Raw genomic sequence first — 16370 nt, 5'->3', positions numbered from 1 at the left:
ATACAGAGCTTTATTATATGCTCTCCTAAATTTTACTTAACTGGTGGTATACTTTTCAATTATTTTAGTGGACTACTTTTCAATTATATTATACATCTCTAATAGAATAAGGGATCGTACTACCCAACTCTTTTAAACGAAAAATTCCGATGATTATGCCACCGGAATTTTATTATTCATTCATATAATATCGCATTGCTGAATATTCCACTTCCTTAAAGCCGAGTTTTTCATAAAGCCTCTTTCCTGCTTTAGTTGAATAGAGGTCAAGAACAGAAACAAAGATATTATCGGCATCGACAATAAGATTATTCATCACATTGGTTGCATATCCTTTCCCCCTGTGTTCGGGATAGGTAAACACATTCATTACCGTTCCGTACCTACCGTTCAAATTATTCAGCCCCGGAGGTTTTTCATCAATGACCAGAAAAGCCGCCGAAACAATCTCGCCGTCAACCTCCATAGCGTAAGCAGTAAATTTTTCTTCCGGTACATATTCTTTGAAATACTCTCGTAGCTTAGGTTCAAGTTTAGCCTTGTCCTCCGCGCTCAATTCTATTTCCGTTGAGATATAGTCAAATCGGAGCTTGACAAGCGTATCTATATCAAGAATGATTTTAATTCTATCGTCCATTTTACTGAATCTTATTGTTACCCAATCTGTGTATTAATCTCCCGCCGGAAAGCGAGCGGATCGGCAATAAACGGATAGGAACTTGTAACACCTCCGGTAGTAACCGTAATTGTACCGAAGCCGAATATCCTGCCTAACACGCTTTGTTTGATATGCAATCCTTCGCATTTGGCGAGAACAAGATCGACCGCTTTGCGGCTTACCACTCCTGTTTTAAGTACCACACGCTTGTTGGTAACAGCATAAGCTGAACCTATTTTTACCATTATCCGCTGTATCAGTGATATTACTCCTATAAACAGTAGGAAAATACCGCCATAGTGTAATACTCCGGTTTCCGAACCGTAGATCCACCAGCCCAACAGCAATAATATCACAGGTTGCACGAACAGGAAGAAATGTAGTTTTGCAACATACTTTATTTCTTCGCCGGGTTGTAAATTATTCTCTATGTAACTCATAAGCTATTGATTTACTGCAAATATAAGAAGTTTCATTAATTACTTAGTGTTTAGTTGTCTGTATTTTTATTTCAAACAGCAAGTCGCACCATTCCGCTGGATTCAGGTAATGTTTACCTTTCCTTACCTCATAATGCAAGTGATAGCCTGTTGCTATTCCGGTATTGCCTACACAGGCAATTTGTTGGGTAATACTTACCGAATCCCCCGTATTTACCAATGTCCGGCTTAAATGCGCATAAAACGAGCGAAAACCGCCTGCATGCTGAATCTCTATAAAATATCCATAGCCCGAACTATACCCTTTACGAATGACAATGCCGTTTCCGGTGGCATACACGGGCGTGCCTTTCATTTTCGGAATGTCAATACCCGTATGAAATTTTCTCTTTTTATAGATCGGATGGTAACGCATCCCGAAGCCTGATGAAATACGTTGTGGTTTTCTAATCGGAAAAATTACAGGATAATCGGAAAGTTCTTCGATAGACAGTTCTAACGAATCCGCTATCTGCCTAAATTTCTTTGCGGAATAAATATGTTCCATACATCTTTCTATTTCCGGCTTTCTGTTTGTCTGCCCCGATACGGGTAAATATAGCAAGGCGATGAAGAACAGTAGTAAATATTTCATAGTCAATTTTACAAATGCAGTAAACGCCCGAATCCGGGCGTTTACCTGATTATTTACCTATTCAATTTCTTCACCCCATAGCTCTACATCGGTAGGAGCGGTGATTAAAGCATATATCATATTAAGCCACGTAACCGCATATGAAATTAGCATCATGGTCATCATGGCTATTCCGTTTTATTTTCTAAATCCTCATCCTCTCCCTTGTCATTCTGAAACGAGAAAGTCTTTTGTACCACCTGCCCGTGATTATCTTCGAGATACACATCAATTACTTGTTGGTCGGTACAATGCGAAGTATAATACATCCTGAATGTTTCTTTTTTCAGCGGATAAAGGTCGTTAGGCAGCAATACCCGCCCATCATCCAGCCGGAGTTCCCCTTTGCCGTCAGGTTGAAAATAGCGCATATAAAACTGCGTTTCCTGATAATCTCCCTCTTTTACGATTTGGCAACGGATTTCCGCCACCTCTCCCTGAACGATTTTTTTCTGAACTGGCATAGTAACCAGATCAAATGCGTACACTTTATGAATATCCAAATCGTCAGTACAGGCTAAGGCCAGTAGCATTATCGCTACCAGCCCGGCTGTTATACTGAAAAATCTCTTTATCTTTTTCATAATTGTTATTTCTATATTTTGTTAGACAAAAGGGGCTGCGCCCCTTAGTTGATTATAAATTTCAGCCCGATACCGAACTGTGTATGAAAATGCCCTGTCGAATTACCCCACAGAATGCGCTCGCGCCCCGAAAGAAGCAACACAATCCGGTCGGTGAGATAGGTTTCCAGTTCCAGCGTGATAGCCCCGCCATAGATAAAAGCATCCTTGTGTCGGAGGGTAGAGCCGTCATACAACGTCTTTTCACCCCAATTCGATGTTTCATACCCTGCAAGGGCAGAGCTGCCCAAATAGAACAGTACCGTTTTTGACGGATCGGACAAGAATTTCAGGTAATAGCCTCCTTCAGCAGTAAACTGTGAAACAGGTATGCGGGTTTCCCGATATGGATAATAGCGTTCCATAAACTCCGCACCGAACACCCACTTGTTGCCGTTCTTAACATAAGTCGCCATCGCCAAGCCGAAGTAATATCCGGCTTCGTTGTCTTGTTTGGACGAGTAAATACCGTCCACCATTCCGCCTGTTACCTGTATGCCCTGCATACCCGGTAGCTGACGCTGTGCGTGTGCTTGGTCTGCAAAGAGCAGGCACAGCACAAACGCTATGATAAAAGATAACTGCCTCATGGTTATTTTACTTTGAGTTCGTTAATAACCCTTGCCCTCACTAAATCGGCATTATCCACTGTAAACGATTGATGCCGTCCGCCGTTCTGCTCGTTCAGTTCGACAACCAGCATCTTATCATCGGGAATCGTGAACTTCGGTAAGGCAAATATCATTCGCTCGGTGCGCTTGCCGCCTACCAACATAAGATTGTTATAGGCGCGGAGCGGCCAGATCACCTGTTCCTGAATCGCTGTGCGCTTAGCTACCTTTTTATCCACGATTTTGAAAGTGATAAAATCCACATTGAACGGCACGTTAGACAAGTTTTTCAGTTGCAGGTGGAAATACAGTAATCCATTATGCGTATAAATTCCTTTGAGGGTATGCTGTATGCCGAAACGCTTTGAGCCGATATGCTTGATTTCCCTATCATTGTTTTTGTGTATGGACTGCATAATCAGTTTGACAAGCAGGGGTGATTCCTGCCCCAACTCCTGCATATAGATAGCCAGTGCATTGTTCGGTCGGTTTACCGCCTCCCCATCGTGCAAAAAGTCGGTCATTTCAACGGACAGCTTGACAGGTTCGTCCGCATACTTAACATTAAACGTGTAATAATTTCCATCTTCGGTAATGACGGACAGATTACTCTCTCGCGAAAAATCCCTTAAAGCGGCTTTCACCCGGAGCACGTTTTCCGTTCCGTCCGCTTTCGCTGCGAGAAGATCTGCCGACCCTAAATCCACATAGCGGATAGCCGAAGGGAAAATAACGTGTACCGTCTTATTAAATGTTACTTCCAGCGCATACGGTGGTATCATTCTGTCGAATGTCAGCGGGCGGGTAAAGCCCTGATAGTAGTCGCCCGTTGTGGGCTTGGTTTCTATTATGGTAGCCGTTTCTCCGGTTACTTCCTGTGCATTGGCTGCAAATACGCTCACCGCAAGGGTAAGCATCAAAAAGATTTTCTTCATCATTCTTAATTTTTAATCGTTTATACTTGATCTTTTAGTGGTTTTATTAATTCTCTTTTGGCAGGAGCAGTAAGCGGTGGTTTGCTTTGAGCGTAACTTTAACCACGCTCATTTTCTTGCTTACATACTGGCTTGCCCCCTGAATAAGCCCTTTGCCGACATCGGCGGCAAGCTGCGAGCCTGCATTATCCGTAATCGAGATAGATGTTCCGGCAGATTGTGCCAGTTGCGCAGTAACTTCTTTAGCGGCATTGATTTCGTCCGAGTTAGGAATGAAAATACCGCGTTGCCCGTCCGTATCATACACCAATATTTCAACAGGAATAATATTACCCGCATACTGAATGGAATTAATCATAATATCGAGCCGTTCACCCGCAATCTTACATGAGCCTGTTACGATGCTGTTTACCGGAATACGGATATTCCCTGCCTGCATCGACTCTAACAACCTGATTTGTACCTCCCGTCCGCTTGTCAGCGTTACGGTCTGGTTCACACAGGCGCGGATGCTGTTCTTATCCTGCACCCCTTCGTTTCCGGCAGCAGTAAAAAATCCCATGTTGCGGGGCTTGCTGAAAGCGTCTATAAACTCATCGTCCGGCATCGGGGCAGCCAACAGTGATACAACATTGTGCCGCACCTGCTTTACAGGCTGAACGTTTACTTTGTCTTTCGTAGAGGGAACAGCGGCATTATCGCTTTCGGCTGTTTGTCCTGCCGGCATATACCTTGCCGCCATCGCATAGGATTTTTCAAGTAAGGCAGCCTGTTCGTCCTCTTCGGCTTTCCGTGCTTCGGCTTCTTGCAGCTTGCGTTCCAACTCTTGTATGCGTCCTTCAACTGCAAACTGTTCACCCGTCTTTGTCGCAGGTTCTTCGTACCATTCGCCCAACTGTTTATTTATATCCTGATAGGCACTTGCAGAGGCTTGCAGGTTATTTGCCGTTCGCTTCGGGGTGCTGTTTTCAGGCAGGGACGGGCTTTCGTAAGGTGGCTGGTTTTCGTACTCCCCGGAAGCCTGTTCCTTCTGGTCGAACATTGTCGAAAAATCCTGCAAAGAGCGCATCCTTTCCTGTTCCTTTTGCTTCATGGCTTCCCGTTCGTAGGCATCGCGCTTGTCCCCGACAATACCCTCGTCTTTGGGTACGGGCAGTTCGGAATTGAAACCGTCTTTCCCTACAACATTTTTATTTCCATCTTCCGATGGGGCAAAGATCAGCCACATGATACCTCCGAAAATCAGGAAGAAAAGCGGCATTATCAGCATCTTTTTTCGCTTTTGCCTCTCTGCTACTGTTAGCTCTTTTTTAGGTGGTTTCTTATTCTCATTTTTCTTATCGGGCACAGGCGGTTTTTCCGGTTGCTGCGACCCGTTGTTATTCATCTGTTCGCTCATATTCGTAATGATTATTAAGATTGTTAATACTATCCCTTTGCTGCTGTTCCAGTTGCAGTTTCAGGGTTTCCATCTGCTCTATCTGCATTTGTTCGCCTTTGCCTTTTCCTAAATTGTAGATAGATGAAACCGTCATGTAGATAGAAAGCCCGCTGAAAATGACCAGCATGGTAACGATCAAAATTACCCGTGCATCGGGGCTTAGAGGCCGGATAATACAGCGCAAGCGGTTTTCCAGCCATTCGTTTACACGTTGAATGATTTTCCGTAACATGGCGCACCTACCTTTCCGTTATCCGTATATCCCGGTTTTCCACAATCTCGAATTTCTCCATTGTGAAACCGTGCGGGTTGTTGTCCGAACGTACCGAGTTAATCAGGTTGCAGCGGGTTATCAGGCTTCGTTCTGTCATGTTCGACTGGCGGATAATCATTTGCCGGGCGTATGTCACCGCCGTATAGGGGTACACATCGAAGTTGCAGGCGATAGAATCCACCTGCACGATCTGGTTGATATTCCCCGAAACGATACGGTTGTAGTAGCCTTTTTCAGCCATATCCTGATAGTATTTGAAAGCACTTTTATCGACAAGGAACAACGCCCTGTTTACATTGCTTTCAATGGCTTTTTTATCGGGTGAGAGCGTGAAGAACAGTTCGTGAAACCGTTTAACGTGTTCCCGCGCTTCAACGGGACGGTTCTGTGAAAGGTCTTGCGAGAGGGCAAGCATAAGCGACTTGCCCCCGTCCAATACATAGATACGCTGGCGTTGTGCTTCGGCAAAGCTGTACGACGACCATACGGAATAACCCGTAATAGCGGCGCACAGGCAGAGGAACACAATACCGAATAGGCGTATCTGCTTAAATGATGTTTCTATATTCTTTAAACTTTTAAACTCCATAATTTTTAATTTGTTAATGAGATAATATGCCAATGTGCCAATATACAGGCTGATAGCTGTGTTTTCATTGGCACATCGGCACATTGAATAATTGGCACATTAGACATTTACTTCTTACCTAATAAGCGTCCGGCAACATTGCCCGCAGCGGCTCCGGCTACACCTCCAGCCATTGCAGCCCCTTTGCTTGCCATCGTGTTTACCCCGCGCGTACCGCTGCCGCCTCCGGCTTGTATCACCCAACCCGCAACGGTCGGTATCGAGAAGTACCCGATTATCCCGATAATAAGAAAGATGATATACACGCCGTTACTGCCATCCGGCACATAGGCCGGGTCTTTCAACAGCCCTATATCCATTTGCAGCATGAGTGCCTGAATTTTGGATAATACCGCCGAAAACAAATCGGCAACGGGCAGCCACAGGTATACGCTGATATAGCGCGAAAGCCAGCTTGTAAGCGTGGATTGGAAACCGTCATACACAGAAAGGGCGAATGCCAGCGGCCCTAAGATTGACAGCACCACCAGAAAAAAGGTGCGCAACGTGTCAATCGTCAGGGCTGCGGCATTGAACAGCAGTTCAAAGAAATCCCTAACCAGTTGGCGAAACCACATTTTCATGTCATACCATGTGCGTTCGCCCCACATAGCGATAATCTCCGGCGTGTCCCATATTCCCAAATCTTTCATCTTCTGGTCGTACACCTCGTCATCGACAAGCCATGCTTTGCCTTCCCGCACCCGCGCATCGTATTCCAACTGGTCTTTCTCCGCCTGTAATGCCGTTACATCCTCCATCTGCGATTCCAGTATGGTATGCGTCCCTTTTACTACGGGCGACATCACGGCGTTGATTGTTCCGAGTACGATTGTCGGGAAGAACATAATACACAAGCCAATCGCAAAAGGTCTAAGCAGCGGGTACACATCTATCGGCTCTGCCCGTGAGAGGGCTTGCCATACGCGGGAAGCCACATAGAACAATGCACCCAGCCCGGCTATCCCTTTGGCGACACCGATCATGTCGGCGCAAAGGGGCATCATATCCTGATACAGATTCCGTAAAATCTGGTGCAGGTTCTCAAAATCTATTGCTAACAACATCATGACTTACCAGTATCTTTCAGATGGGTCACCATACAGGGCGCGTACCCGTTCCATATCGCCCGATTCCTGACTGCGGATAAAGGATATGGAGATACTTTTCTGTGAAAAGTACCGTGTCAGGTTGCGATGCTCGACCATTTTCGTGTATATCTGGTCGATAAGAGCCATGCGCTCGGCATCGGTCATGGAAAGCCCGTTGGAAGTGGAAACGATATTCTTTATATCCGAAAGCAGGTTGCCGCTTTCTTTCAGTAATTTGGAATACCCGTTCGATATGGCTTCCAACTCTGCAACGGTGAAATTCTTATCCGTCAGCATTTTGTTGAAGTTGGTCGAATAGATATGCGATATTTCGCTGACCAGTTCTACCGTTTCTTTTACTTTGCGGGCATCCTTAATCAGATTATGCACCGATTGGAGTTTGTCGTAATACTCCTTGCCCTGATTATAAATCTTCTGCATTTCCTTGAATGAGTTGATTACATTGGTTGCCGTTGTTGCTGTTTTGGAAACCGTCAGTATGTTTTGTGCAAGGTTGGACGGGTCGATCACCGCCCATTGCGCTTTTGCTTCGAAGCCGAAGAACATAAAGGCTATCGAAAAAATCACTATTATCTTTTTCATTTTTTACTGTTTTAATTGTTAATACTTTATTGCCCGATGGCGGGAGGAATAGCATTTGCCGCTATTCCTCTGCCCGGACATATTCACCGAAAACGGAAAGCATGAGTACGTCCCGCTCCCGGTCGTAGGCTATCCCGATACGCCCGTACAGGTCTATGTAATGCAATCCGAATACACAGTACATCGTACAATCACAGACCACCTGCGGGTTGTTGTAAGTAAGCTCCAGACGGATGCCTCCCTTTTTGCGGGAAGTGTTGCGGTAAATGTTTACCGCAGGCGCACCGCTCGTACTTACCCAACGTCCCGTAATCTCCCGCAGGTTAAAATCCTGATGTGCGGCGTAGGGGTCGGCGGCATTACATTTGCTGAACATGGCTAACTACTCCTTTTACTTTCGGCAAGCTGCTTGATTGCCAGTTCGTAGTTCCCGTCGAGTTCTTCCGCTTTCCGCTGTACTTCCAGCTTCTCGCTTTCTTCCGTCGTGTACGTCAGATACTCTTCTCCGCTCACTTCGGTAGCATAGACCGCCGATTGCACGCCACCCAGCCCGAACCATACTTCCTTATATTTCCGGCTCGGATTGTTCGCCATATTGATAGACAGGATTTGTCCCTTCTCCTTTTCTGTCAGACCTAAAAGGGATTGGATTACATCGAATCTATTCATAAACTTGCGCTGGTCTAAAAGGATTTTGCAGTCGGAGTTATTGATGATTGCCTCCTTTACGATGGGCGAGGAAATAATGTCGTCCACTTCCTGCGTTACTACGATAGCTTCACCGAAATATTTACGGACGGTTTTGTACATATATTTCATGTACTCAGCCATGTTCGCAGACGAAAGAGCTTTGCCGGGTAGGTCAGAGGCATTACTGCCTCCTTCCCCCCTAAGAACCGTACGTGAAAGTTTCCAATCATACGGCTCAAGCGGTGTTAAATTTCTATTTGCTAGAAACCAGCTCATTGTTACATCTTTTTAATTGGTCATTCTTTCTGCGACAGCTATCATGCACTAAATGATTCTGTTTTTCTGCGGTAGTTTTCTTTTCAGTAGTACCCCAAGAATCATTTATATCAATTGGCTCTCCACATAAGAGACATATTCCTTTCTGCTTTTTCCACAGATACAACAAGGGCTTTTTATCATTAAGATTTTTGAGTATTTTATACTCTCTTCTCTTTTTGAAGTAGGTTGCCCATTCGGGGTCGAACGGATTCGATTCGGCTTTTACTTTTACATAGCGGGTAATCTTTGTGTCGTACAAGCGTTTAAGGACGATTCTGTCATCTTTTCCTTTCTTCTTGAAATTCGCTACAAAACACCAGTTTCTGTTCTTAATTCTTGTGAAATACCTGTCCGAGACCCATGTTCGTCCTTTCTTGGGATGCCTTCTTCTTGCCCATTGCTGTAACTTTTCGTATATCAGATAATCAGCTTTTCTGAAAGTTTCAGAGGCTACACAGTTCTTGTAATAATTTACCCAACCTGTAATTACAGGATTCATCAACCTTATAAGCGATTCTTGTTTGCTTCCCTTATTAGAATCAATGATTCCACGGATTTTCTTCATGAATTTCTTTAGACCGTCCTTAGATGGTTTGATTAGAAGTTTGCCATTGTCGTACTTACGGATGTTATACCCAAGAAAATCAAAGCCTTCGCTTATGTGAGTCATCTTCGTCTTTTCTGCTGAGAGGGTAAGCCCTCTTTCTTGAAGAAACTCGTCTACCATTGGCTTGATTTCTTCCAAAGCTTCTTTGGTTCTGCCTGTGATGATAAAATCATCGGCATAGCGTACCAAATGAACTTTTGGATAATAGGTAGTTGTCCTGTTTACGAACTTCTTATGGTACTTCTTTGCAAGCATTACCTGCAATCCATCCAGAGTCATATTAGCCAGAGTTGGAGAAATAATTCCTCCTTGGGGTGTTCCTTCGTCTGTTGGAAACAGTTCCTTGTTGAATACAAAACCACATTTGAGCCATTTCTTTAACATAACCTTATCCATTGGGATATTGTCGATGAGCCAGTCATGGTTGATATGGTCAAAGCATCCTTTGATATCTCCTTCCAGAATCCACTCGGGAGACGCTTTCTTGGCTAATACAAGAAAACACTGTTCTCTTGCATCAGCTGTACTTCTTCCTTTGCGGAATCCGTAAGAATTACTGTCCGCCGTAGTTTCGGCGACAGGTTCCAATGCCAGCAGATATAATGCCTGCATTGCCCTGTCCTTCATTGTTGGAATACCAAGAGGTCTTAATTTGCCATTACTCTTTTTGATATGTATCCGTCTTAGCGGTTGGGGAGTGTACCCCCGTCTTTTCAGTTTGCTAATTGCCTGAAATTTAGTATTTGGAGTTGACCATGTTACACGATCTATTCCCGCAGTATCTCTGCCTTTATTAGATGTAACACGTTTTACAGCTAATACTTTAGCGTAAAACGAATGCGTCAGCGTCCACTGCAAAGCTTTCACTCTGCCGTATCTGCCTTCTTTCTGAGCTTTTACAATACGTGCTTGTAGCTTATCGACCGCAGATTGGCACTTGCCCCAATCAATATTGAGCCAAGTGTTCCACTTTTGATCCGTAGATGCACACGATGTTTTAATGTCGTTCATTTGCTTTTCTTACTTTGAATAAGTTCTAAAAGTTTCTTGTAAAACTACCACCATGCAGAAGTCAGCCCACTTTCGTGTGAGGTGATATTTCAACCTCTATCCATCCCATTACAGAATGGCATTCGCTTTTTCCACATTCCTCTGCCCGCATTCCATTCGGCTTCACTTACGGTCTGCTTACCTGCTGTTACACAGGAGAAATACGGGTTTACCATGTTTCTTGTATATGACAAATGAATGGGTTAGAATCCGTCTATCCGCCGGCAGTGCTTATGTTCGTGTAACCTTAGCATGGAGAAGGTTAACCGACTGCGTCCCTTTTGGGTTAGAGCCCAGTATCATTAGCAGCTCATTCGAAGTTACGGCGTTTATCAACGATTCACATTACGTTATTCATACCATTCAGCCTAGCTCCCCTGCCATTCGATACTAACGACAGTTGTCATCCCCTCACGGTTCCGACTCCTCCTCTCGGAAGGGCTTCATTGTTGGTTCTGTTATCGCACGAATTCATTACTTAATATCGCACGTTCCCATAGGCTACTGTTGACGAAACAACAGGTTCAATCAAATTATCACACTCTTGTAATAACCAGTTGAACAATCATATACAAGACTTACATGTCACAGCCACGCTTCTTCCACAATCAACTGTTTACGAACGCCTTTCAGCCTTCTGAGCTTGTTTATGAATGCTTCCATAATGATGATCGTAACCACAGGGAATAGTTCTTTATTCTCCTTAATACTATCAATCTCGAATACGATAAAACTTTTGGAAAGCAGGTCGATGTTTTCCGCTGAGTTCAACAGGAAGTCGAAACGTCCGCCCCGGTAATACTGGCGCAGGGTGGTAAGCATATTGTCGATATTGAAATCCTCGCGGCTTACCTTAATTTCCCGTTCCTCCAGTTCACGGCGGTAGTCGTCCCGCATATATTCGTAGAAAGTATTGAAGCAGGGTACGATACTGCGGTCGTCCTGTATCTTTTGGATATAAGCCGATACCGCGCTACCGAGTTCTCCCGATTCGGTCTTTGTAACCTTGTCATCGTCAGACTTCCATAAGGTCAAAAGCAGTGTTTTGATACTGTCCTTCTTTTCGACATCGAACTTGTAATCATCGGTATAGAAAGGATTAAAAGAGATCGGATTTTCTTCGGTATAGGTAAAATAAATCCCGTCCTGACCTTTGGTTTTCCGGCGTACCATTTCGCATAATCCCTGATAAGAGTTACCCGTATCGACCAAGACAACATGCGTTCCCTGTTCCCAATACTGGCGGACGAGGTGGTTCATAAAGAAAGATTTTCCCGACCCGGACGGACCCAACACGAACTTATTTCGGTTGGTCGTTATACCTCTTTTCATCGGTAGGTCGGAAATATCCACATGAAGCGGCTTACCGCTTACACGGTCGCACATCTTAATACCGAACGGTGAAAGTGAACTTTGGTAGTTGGTTTCCTCCGTGAAGAAACACAGGGCAGGCTCAACGAAGGTGTAAAAACTTTCCTCCGAAGGAAAATCCCCTGCATTTCCCGGCATCGCCGCCCAATAAAGTGTAGCGGCATCCACCGTGTTATGACGGGGTTTACATTCCATGAGTGCCAGTTGGCTACCTACATCGTTGCGGATGCGCTTTAGTTCTTCCGCATCATCCGACCATGCCATTACATTGAAGTGGGCGCGTACCGAAGTAAGCCCGAAGCTGTGCGCTTCATTCAGGTATTTATCCACCCACTCTTTGTTGATCTGATTTCCCCGACTGTACCTCGATAGTGATTGCATATTGCGGGCTGACTTTTCGAACTTCCGCAGATTCTCCGCCGAATCGTCCAGAAAAATGTACTGGTTATATACATGGTCGCAGCTTAACAGCAGTCCGACAGGAGCAGCAAAGGATAGGCGGCAGTCGCTCCGGTCGGTTGATAGCTTTTCGTACCGCATATCCGTCCCGACTGTTCCGGGCAAGTCTTCCACATCGGAAATCGTATGCAGGCATACTTTTTTATCCCCGATGCGAAGACCGTCCGCTCCGAGTTCCATATCTTCCAAGACAGTCGTATCGTCCAACGAGAGGGCAAAATATTTCTCTACCAAACCGGGATTATTCTCTGTTCCCGTAATCTCATCCGAACTAAGGCGGGTAAGGGTGATGAATCCCGAATCGTTTACAATGCGCTCGAATTGTCCGACCGCTTCCAAAAACCGGGTAGCCGTTTCCCTGTTTACCTCTTTGGGGATAATGTTACCCCGGCAAAGACTTGAAAAGCTCGATTGCATACGCATCCGCTCTTTGGTCGTTTTTGTCAGGAACAAAAAACAGCTATGGTTCAGGTAAGGTCGTTCGTTAAAGTGGCGTTCAAACGAGCGGGACAAAAAACTCATATCCTCTTTATCCGTAGCGGGTTTGTAGGTTTCTTTTACAAACCAATCCTGCTTATGGATAACCGAATAATCGGGCAACACCTTAATGGCTTTCGCCCAAGCCGAGTGTATGGCTTCATATTCTACGTTGGTTACGGTGAACAGTTCCGGCAAGTTGACACGGAAGGCTACCGTTATATCCGCATCCTTACTGATGATGCAGTCGTGTTCCACCGCCAAGAGCGGGAACTTGCTTTCGATAGTAACCGCTTTCATTACATTACGCATACCGCACCTCCTTCTTTTTAGTCCGGCTGAACAAGCGGCGGGAATTTTTGCGGTTTATCAGGTAGCGCGGGTGCTGCCGTTTGGCAAGCAACTTCATAAGCCCGTACTCCCCGTATTTCGCATTCAGATTGAAAGTCAGCCACACCAACGCGGAGGCAGCGATAACGCCGAAGCCGATACATACCCACTGGTCGATGCCGATCATATACATGATGACAAAAACCACGAATACAGCCAACAGGCCGCCCGCAAAGATGAATAGATACTGCGCTTTCAAACCCTTAAATTCCACGCTCTTGCCAATGCCTTTATTTACATTGTACTCCATTTCGTTTCGTTATTTTTGAAATGGCTTATAAGAAGAAGGAGCGTAGGATAGTGGCGGCTACAATCAGGAAGATACACGCACCGAACCACGAAGCGGCGGTTTTTGAGGTATCGGGGTCGCCCGAAGAGAACTTGTTATAGACTTTGATACCGCCGATTAAGCCCACGACAGCACCAATGGCGTAAATTAATTTTGTGCCGGGATCGAAATAACTGGTTACCATATTGGTAGCTTCGGTAATACCACCGACACCGTTACCCTGAGCAAAAGCGGATGATACGGCAGCCAAGATAAAGGCCGCCGACATAAGAATTTTTTTCTTTGTCATACGAATTTTTGATTAATGGTACAGGGGGTGGAATAGTCCCCTGTACCGGAAATGAATACTTGTTTAACTTGATCTTTTAGTGGTGGGTCATAGACCCTTTTGTTATGGCTTACGCCCGATGCGTAGCTATCCGTAATCCCGTTCTTTCATTTTCGTTGTTTTTTAATTGTTATACATCTTACGCAAAACTGCGTACATCAAAATCTTTCGGTGCTTTTACCGCTCCTTCGACCTCTTCCGCCGCTTCCCGTTTCTTACGGTGGAAAGCGGAGAAGTAATCGTCCATGAGTGCGGACACCACCTTCTTTTTCGGTTCATCGCTTACGAACTGTTCAAAGACTTCGGTCTTCCGTATCTCTACCAGTACACGCCCGGCTTCTTCTTTTTCTTCGGCTGATGCCTGTCCGGTATTATCTACCGTCCGTACCATATCTGCCAAATCGTCAAAGCCAAGTCCGAGGGCTATTGAAACCCCGGCAACCCCTTCGGTATCTTCGTCCTCTGTTTCGTCTTCGTCTAAATCCTCATTATATTCAGGCTCAAATTCGGGGGCTGTGTTCTCAATAACTAAATTGATCTCGTTTGAATTTTCGTCCGTCATATTTTCATTCGGCAAGACTGTTTCCGATTCAACCAAAGGGGGTATTACCGGAGCCTCTTTTTTGTTTTCGTCAGCAAATATAGGTTCATTTTCAATCCGTTTTTCGTTATTAATCAGCGTGGTAGCTTCTGTCCGGGATTGTCTAAGGGTAAATTTACTTTTACCGATTATATCTTCTTTCCCGGCGGAGCGGAACGGATTAAATGCGGGCTTTTTTGCTGCATTCTTTTTGCGTTTTAGCATCCGTTCCCGGAGCAGGTAGATTGCGATAACCAATCCGTACAGCAGGATTGCTGAAATAATATATCGTTCCATAGCTTCTATATTAAGTTACCCCGATCTTCACGGTAGATTTCGTTAATTTGATTTTTACGTGCCACCATAAATTCTTTAATTATACTATTGGCAAAAGCACCAATGGTTAAATTCTCATTACCGCTTTCTACCAGTGATCGAACAAGGCTTGCCAACTTTTTATGAACTTCATCGCTGATGTAAATACATTTGCGATATTTCGTTTTTCCACGATCCTTCTGTTCGGATGATTTCTTTTTATTCATATTGTTTTCTATTTATGAGTTAGAATGGTTTTTCAAGATTTTTATCGTACAGTTCGGTAATCTCTTCCTGATAGGCATTGAAATGATGTTCCAATACGTTGTAGATATAGCTGAACAGGGAAACTTCATTTTTGGCTATTACGTGCAGAATCTTGATAATACGGTCGTGATGTTCTTTGCAGATATAAACCGTCTTTCCACTTCGCGCTGCTATCGCTGCCTCCTGAATAAACAGGCTCTTATAGTCCAACGGTTCAACCTTCGGTTTACGCCGTTTGGATTCCTCACGGGTAGTTTCCATCGCCAGAGGTGTCGGCACGGCAACCGGAGCCATAGGCTCAACCTGTGTCGGCACAGCATCCGCCACCGTTGATTTTTCCACCAGAGTAGGTTTCGCTTCCCGATTGGTTCTGTCCGTCTGTCCGATGATAAAATCGGAATCAAGACCAGAGGTGTCTATCTTTTTACTCATGGCGGTTGCCAGTTAATAGTTCCAACAATTCTTCGGTCAGCGTGTCGATATTGCTTCCTTTCAATAAAGACTTATCCGGCGGAAATAGCGTTGAGAGAAACAAGGCTTTGTGGTCTATGTTCTGTTCCCGGCGAAAACGTACCGAATTAGGCAGGAATGTTCGCAGCAGCGGAAATTCCAACTCCCTGATAACGCCTTCGTACACCTCATACAATTCTGATTTTTCGCGCCCGTCTACGAGATTCCATAACAGGTACATGGCTTTGATGTTGGATTTACCGGAAGCGACAATATTGTCCCTTACCGTTATCAAGTAGTCCAATGTGCTTTCCATGACTACACGGGAGGCGGCAATCGGAGCAATGATATAGTCCATGTGTGCCAGCGTATGGATCAGTCCCCGGTTGTTCATCGTTCCGGGAAGGTCGAAAAAGATAATGTCAAAGCCTCTTTCGGATTCTTCTACTGTTTTTTCCGCATCGGCAATCGCATTGTCGGTATTGCTGCGTACCACCGGATAGGCTTTCTTTCCATTCAATCGGGTAAACTGCTCGTAAGCCATCCCCCTGTAAAACTCATCTTCCAACGCCATAGCCAAATCACGTTCCCGCATATTGTATATACTAAGCTGCGGGAAATCGCAGTCGATGATTGCTACATTGTAGTCCCTTTCGTAATGAAGGTAAGAGGCTATTAATGCTGTAAGGGTTGTTTTTCCGGCTCCGCCCTTTTGGGTTGAGAATGCTACATAAATCGGTTCTTTTTTCATTTTCTTAATTTTTAATTGGTACAATCGTTTTATTATCTCGCCATACCTGAA

The 16370-nt window shown here is 44.8% G+C and carries 21 protein-coding genes and 1 pseudogene; all 22 read right to left on the bottom strand.

Annotated features, from left to right (window positions below; genetic code table 11):
- Positions 1-172: 172 nt before the first annotated feature.
- Positions 173-637, bottom strand: a complete 465-nt coding sequence (locus GGR21_RS20515) for a GNAT family N-acetyltransferase (RefSeq protein ID WP_183309106.1) — start codon at positions 635-637, stop codon at positions 173-175.
- Between the two features lie 17 nt (positions 638-654).
- Positions 655-1098: a PH domain-containing protein gene (locus GGR21_RS20510; RefSeq protein WP_183309105.1), complete on the bottom strand. Its 444-nt coding sequence runs from the start codon at positions 1096-1098 to the stop codon at positions 655-657.
- Between the two features lie 43 nt (positions 1099-1141).
- Positions 1142-1732 (bottom strand): M23 family metallopeptidase, encoded by a 591-nt coding sequence (locus GGR21_RS20505; protein ID WP_183309104.1) that lies wholly within the window; start codon positions 1730-1732, stop codon positions 1142-1144.
- A gap of 167 nt (positions 1733-1899) precedes the next feature.
- Positions 1900-2355, bottom strand: a complete 456-nt coding sequence (locus GGR21_RS20500; protein WP_183309103.1) for a DUF3872 domain-containing protein — start codon at positions 2353-2355, stop codon at positions 1900-1902.
- 44 nt (positions 2356-2399) lie between these two features.
- On the bottom strand, positions 2400-2984 hold the full coding sequence (locus tag GGR21_RS20495; protein ID WP_183309102.1) for a conjugal transfer protein TraO: 585 nt from the start codon (positions 2982-2984) through the stop codon (positions 2400-2402).
- A 2-nt stretch (positions 2985-2986) separates the two neighbouring features.
- Complete coding sequence (traN, locus tag GGR21_RS20490; RefSeq protein WP_183309107.1) at positions 2987-3940, bottom strand: conjugative transposon protein TraN; 954 nt, start codon at positions 3938-3940, stop codon at positions 2987-2989.
- A gap of 46 nt (positions 3941-3986) precedes the next feature.
- Positions 3987-5339, bottom strand: coding sequence for a conjugative transposon protein TraM (traM, locus tag GGR21_RS20485; RefSeq protein WP_183309101.1), 1353 nt, complete (start codon positions 5337-5339; stop codon positions 3987-3989).
- Positions 5320-5613 (bottom strand): TraL conjugative transposon family protein, encoded by a 294-nt coding sequence (locus tag GGR21_RS20480; RefSeq protein WP_183309100.1) that lies wholly within the window; start codon positions 5611-5613, stop codon positions 5320-5322. The genes traM and GGR21_RS20480 overlap by 20 nt, the downstream gene beginning before the upstream one ends.
- Positions 5614-5620: 7 nt before the next feature.
- Positions 5621-6244: a conjugative transposon protein TraK gene (gene traK / locus GGR21_RS20475; protein WP_183309099.1), complete on the bottom strand. Its 624-nt coding sequence runs from the start codon at positions 6242-6244 to the stop codon at positions 5621-5623.
- A 107-nt stretch (positions 6245-6351) separates the two neighbouring features.
- Entirely contained in the window at positions 6352-7353 is a 1002-nt protein-coding gene (traJ, locus tag GGR21_RS20470) for a conjugative transposon protein TraJ (RefSeq protein ID WP_183309098.1), read from the bottom strand.
- 3 nt (positions 7354-7356) lie between these two features.
- A complete protein-coding gene (locus GGR21_RS20465; protein ID WP_183309097.1) occupies positions 7357-7977 on the bottom strand; it encodes a DUF4141 domain-containing protein in 621 nt (206 codons plus the stop codon).
- A gap of 61 nt (positions 7978-8038) precedes the next feature.
- Entirely contained in the window at positions 8039-8353 is a 315-nt protein-coding gene (locus tag GGR21_RS20460) for a DUF3876 domain-containing protein (RefSeq protein ID WP_183309096.1), read from the bottom strand.
- Positions 8354-8355: 2 nt separating this feature from the next.
- Positions 8356-8829, bottom strand: a pseudogene (locus GGR21_RS20455) (TraG family conjugative transposon ATPase); the annotation flags it as partial.
- 91 nt (positions 8830-8920) lie between these two features.
- Positions 8921-10603: a group II intron reverse transcriptase/maturase gene (gene ltrA, locus GGR21_RS20450; protein WP_183309094.1), complete on the bottom strand. Its 1683-nt coding sequence runs from the start codon at positions 10601-10603 to the stop codon at positions 8921-8923.
- Positions 10604-10692: 89 nt separating this feature from the next.
- A complete protein-coding gene (locus GGR21_RS21005) occupies positions 10693-10818 on the bottom strand; it encodes a hypothetical protein (RefSeq protein ID WP_262890077.1) in 126 nt (41 codons plus the stop codon).
- Positions 10819-11227: 409 nt separating this feature from the next.
- Positions 11228-13261, bottom strand: coding sequence for a TraG family conjugative transposon ATPase (locus GGR21_RS20445; RefSeq protein ID WP_183309093.1), 2034 nt, complete (start codon positions 13259-13261; stop codon positions 11228-11230).
- Complete coding sequence (locus GGR21_RS20440; protein WP_183309092.1) at positions 13254-13589, bottom strand: DUF4133 domain-containing protein; 336 nt, start codon at positions 13587-13589, stop codon at positions 13254-13256. Before GGR21_RS20440 ends, GGR21_RS20445 begins: the two co-directional genes overlap by 8 nt.
- A gap of 25 nt (positions 13590-13614) precedes the next feature.
- Complete coding sequence (locus tag GGR21_RS20435) at positions 13615-13917, bottom strand: DUF4134 domain-containing protein (protein WP_183309091.1); 303 nt, start codon at positions 13915-13917, stop codon at positions 13615-13617.
- A 178-nt stretch (positions 13918-14095) separates the two neighbouring features.
- Positions 14096-14833 carry a hypothetical protein gene (locus tag GGR21_RS20430; protein ID WP_183309090.1) on the bottom strand — a complete coding sequence of 246 codons (738 nt, stop codon included), beginning with the start codon at positions 14831-14833 and terminating at the stop codon, positions 14096-14098.
- Positions 14834-14838: 5 nt separating this feature from the next.
- Positions 14839-15078, bottom strand: a complete 240-nt coding sequence (locus GGR21_RS20425) for a DUF3408 domain-containing protein (RefSeq protein ID WP_183309089.1) — start codon at positions 15076-15078, stop codon at positions 14839-14841.
- Positions 15079-15097: 19 nt separating this feature from the next.
- Positions 15098-15550 carry a DUF3408 domain-containing protein gene (locus tag GGR21_RS20420; protein WP_183309088.1) on the bottom strand — a complete coding sequence of 151 codons (453 nt, stop codon included), beginning with the start codon at positions 15548-15550 and terminating at the stop codon, positions 15098-15100.
- Positions 15543-16319 carry a ParA family protein gene (locus GGR21_RS20415; protein WP_183309087.1) on the bottom strand — a complete coding sequence of 259 codons (777 nt, stop codon included), beginning with the start codon at positions 16317-16319 and terminating at the stop codon, positions 15543-15545. The genes GGR21_RS20420 and GGR21_RS20415 overlap by 8 nt, the downstream gene beginning before the upstream one ends.
- Between the last annotated feature and the right edge of the window lie 51 nt (positions 16320-16370).

Source organism: Dysgonomonas hofstadii (genome assembly GCF_014196915.1).
Taxonomy (GTDB): domain Bacteria; phylum Bacteroidota; class Bacteroidia; order Bacteroidales; family Dysgonomonadaceae; genus Dysgonomonas; species Dysgonomonas hofstadii.
The sequence above is the reverse complement of the archived record's forward strand: the minus strand, read 5'-3'. Positions and strand labels throughout refer to the sequence as shown.

Bases quoted from the DNA above. Each gene is read 5' to 3' on its own strand.
- GGR21_RS20420 (WP_183309088.1), bottom strand. From the start codon at position 15,550: ATGAGTAAAAAGATAGACACCTCTGGTCTTGATTCCGATTTTATCATC.
- GGR21_RS20415 (WP_183309087.1), bottom strand. From the start codon at position 16,319: ATGAAAAAAGAACCGATTTATGTAGCATTCTCAACCCAAAAGGGCGGA.
- GGR21_RS20435 (WP_183309091.1), bottom strand. From the start codon at position 13,917: ATGACAAAGAAAAAAATTCTTATGTCGGCGGCCTTTATCTTGGCTGCC.
- GGR21_RS20480 (WP_183309100.1), bottom strand. From the start codon at position 5,613: ATGTTACGGAAAATCATTCAACGTGTAAACGAATGGCTGGAAAACCGC.
- GGR21_RS20495 (WP_183309102.1), bottom strand. From the start codon at position 2,984: ATGAGGCAGTTATCTTTTATCATAGCGTTTGTGCTGTGCCTGCTCTTT.
- GGR21_RS20505 (WP_183309104.1), bottom strand. From the start codon at position 1,732: ATGAAATATTTACTACTGTTCTTCATCGCCTTGCTATATTTACCCGTA.
- GGR21_RS21005 (WP_262890077.1), bottom strand. From the start codon at position 10,818: ATGGTAAACCCGTATTTCTCCTGTGTAACAGCAGGTAAGCAGACCGTA.
- GGR21_RS20440 (WP_183309092.1), bottom strand. From the start codon at position 13,589: ATGGAGTACAATGTAAATAAAGGCATTGGCAAGAGCGTGGAATTTAAG.
- ltrA (WP_183309094.1), bottom strand. From the start codon at position 10,603: ATGAACGACATTAAAACATCGTGTGCATCTACGGATCAAAAGTGGAAC.
- GGR21_RS20500 (WP_183309103.1), bottom strand. From the start codon at position 2,355: ATGAAAAAGATAAAGAGATTTTTCAGTATAACAGCCGGGCTGGTAGCG.
- GGR21_RS20430 (WP_183309090.1), bottom strand. From the start codon at position 14,833: ATGGAACGATATATTATTTCAGCAATCCTGCTGTACGGATTGGTTATC.
- GGR21_RS20510 (WP_183309105.1), bottom strand. From the start codon at position 1,098: ATGAGTTACATAGAGAATAATTTACAACCCGGCGAAGAAATAAAGTAT.
- GGR21_RS20445 (WP_183309093.1), bottom strand. From the start codon at position 13,261: ATGCGTAATGTAATGAAAGCGGTTACTATCGAAAGCAAGTTCCCGCTC.
- GGR21_RS20425 (WP_183309089.1), bottom strand. From the start codon at position 15,078: ATGAATAAAAAGAAATCATCCGAACAGAAGGATCGTGGAAAAACGAAA.
- GGR21_RS20515 (WP_183309106.1), bottom strand. From the start codon at position 637: ATGGACGATAGAATTAAAATCATTCTTGATATAGATACGCTTGTCAAG.
- traK (WP_183309099.1), bottom strand. From the start codon at position 6,244: ATGGAGTTTAAAAGTTTAAAGAATATAGAAACATCATTTAAGCAGATA.
- traM (WP_183309101.1), bottom strand. From the start codon at position 5,339: ATGAGCGAACAGATGAATAACAACGGGTCGCAGCAACCGGAAAAACCG.
- GGR21_RS20465 (WP_183309097.1), bottom strand. From the start codon at position 7,977: ATGAAAAAGATAATAGTGATTTTTTCGATAGCCTTTATGTTCTTCGGC.
- GGR21_RS20460 (WP_183309096.1), bottom strand. From the start codon at position 8,353: ATGTTCAGCAAATGTAATGCCGCCGACCCCTACGCCGCACATCAGGAT.
- traJ (WP_183309098.1), bottom strand. From the start codon at position 7,353: ATGATGTTGTTAGCAATAGATTTTGAGAACCTGCACCAGATTTTACGG.
- traN (WP_183309107.1), bottom strand. From the start codon at position 3,940: ATGAAGAAAATCTTTTTGATGCTTACCCTTGCGGTGAGCGTATTTGCA.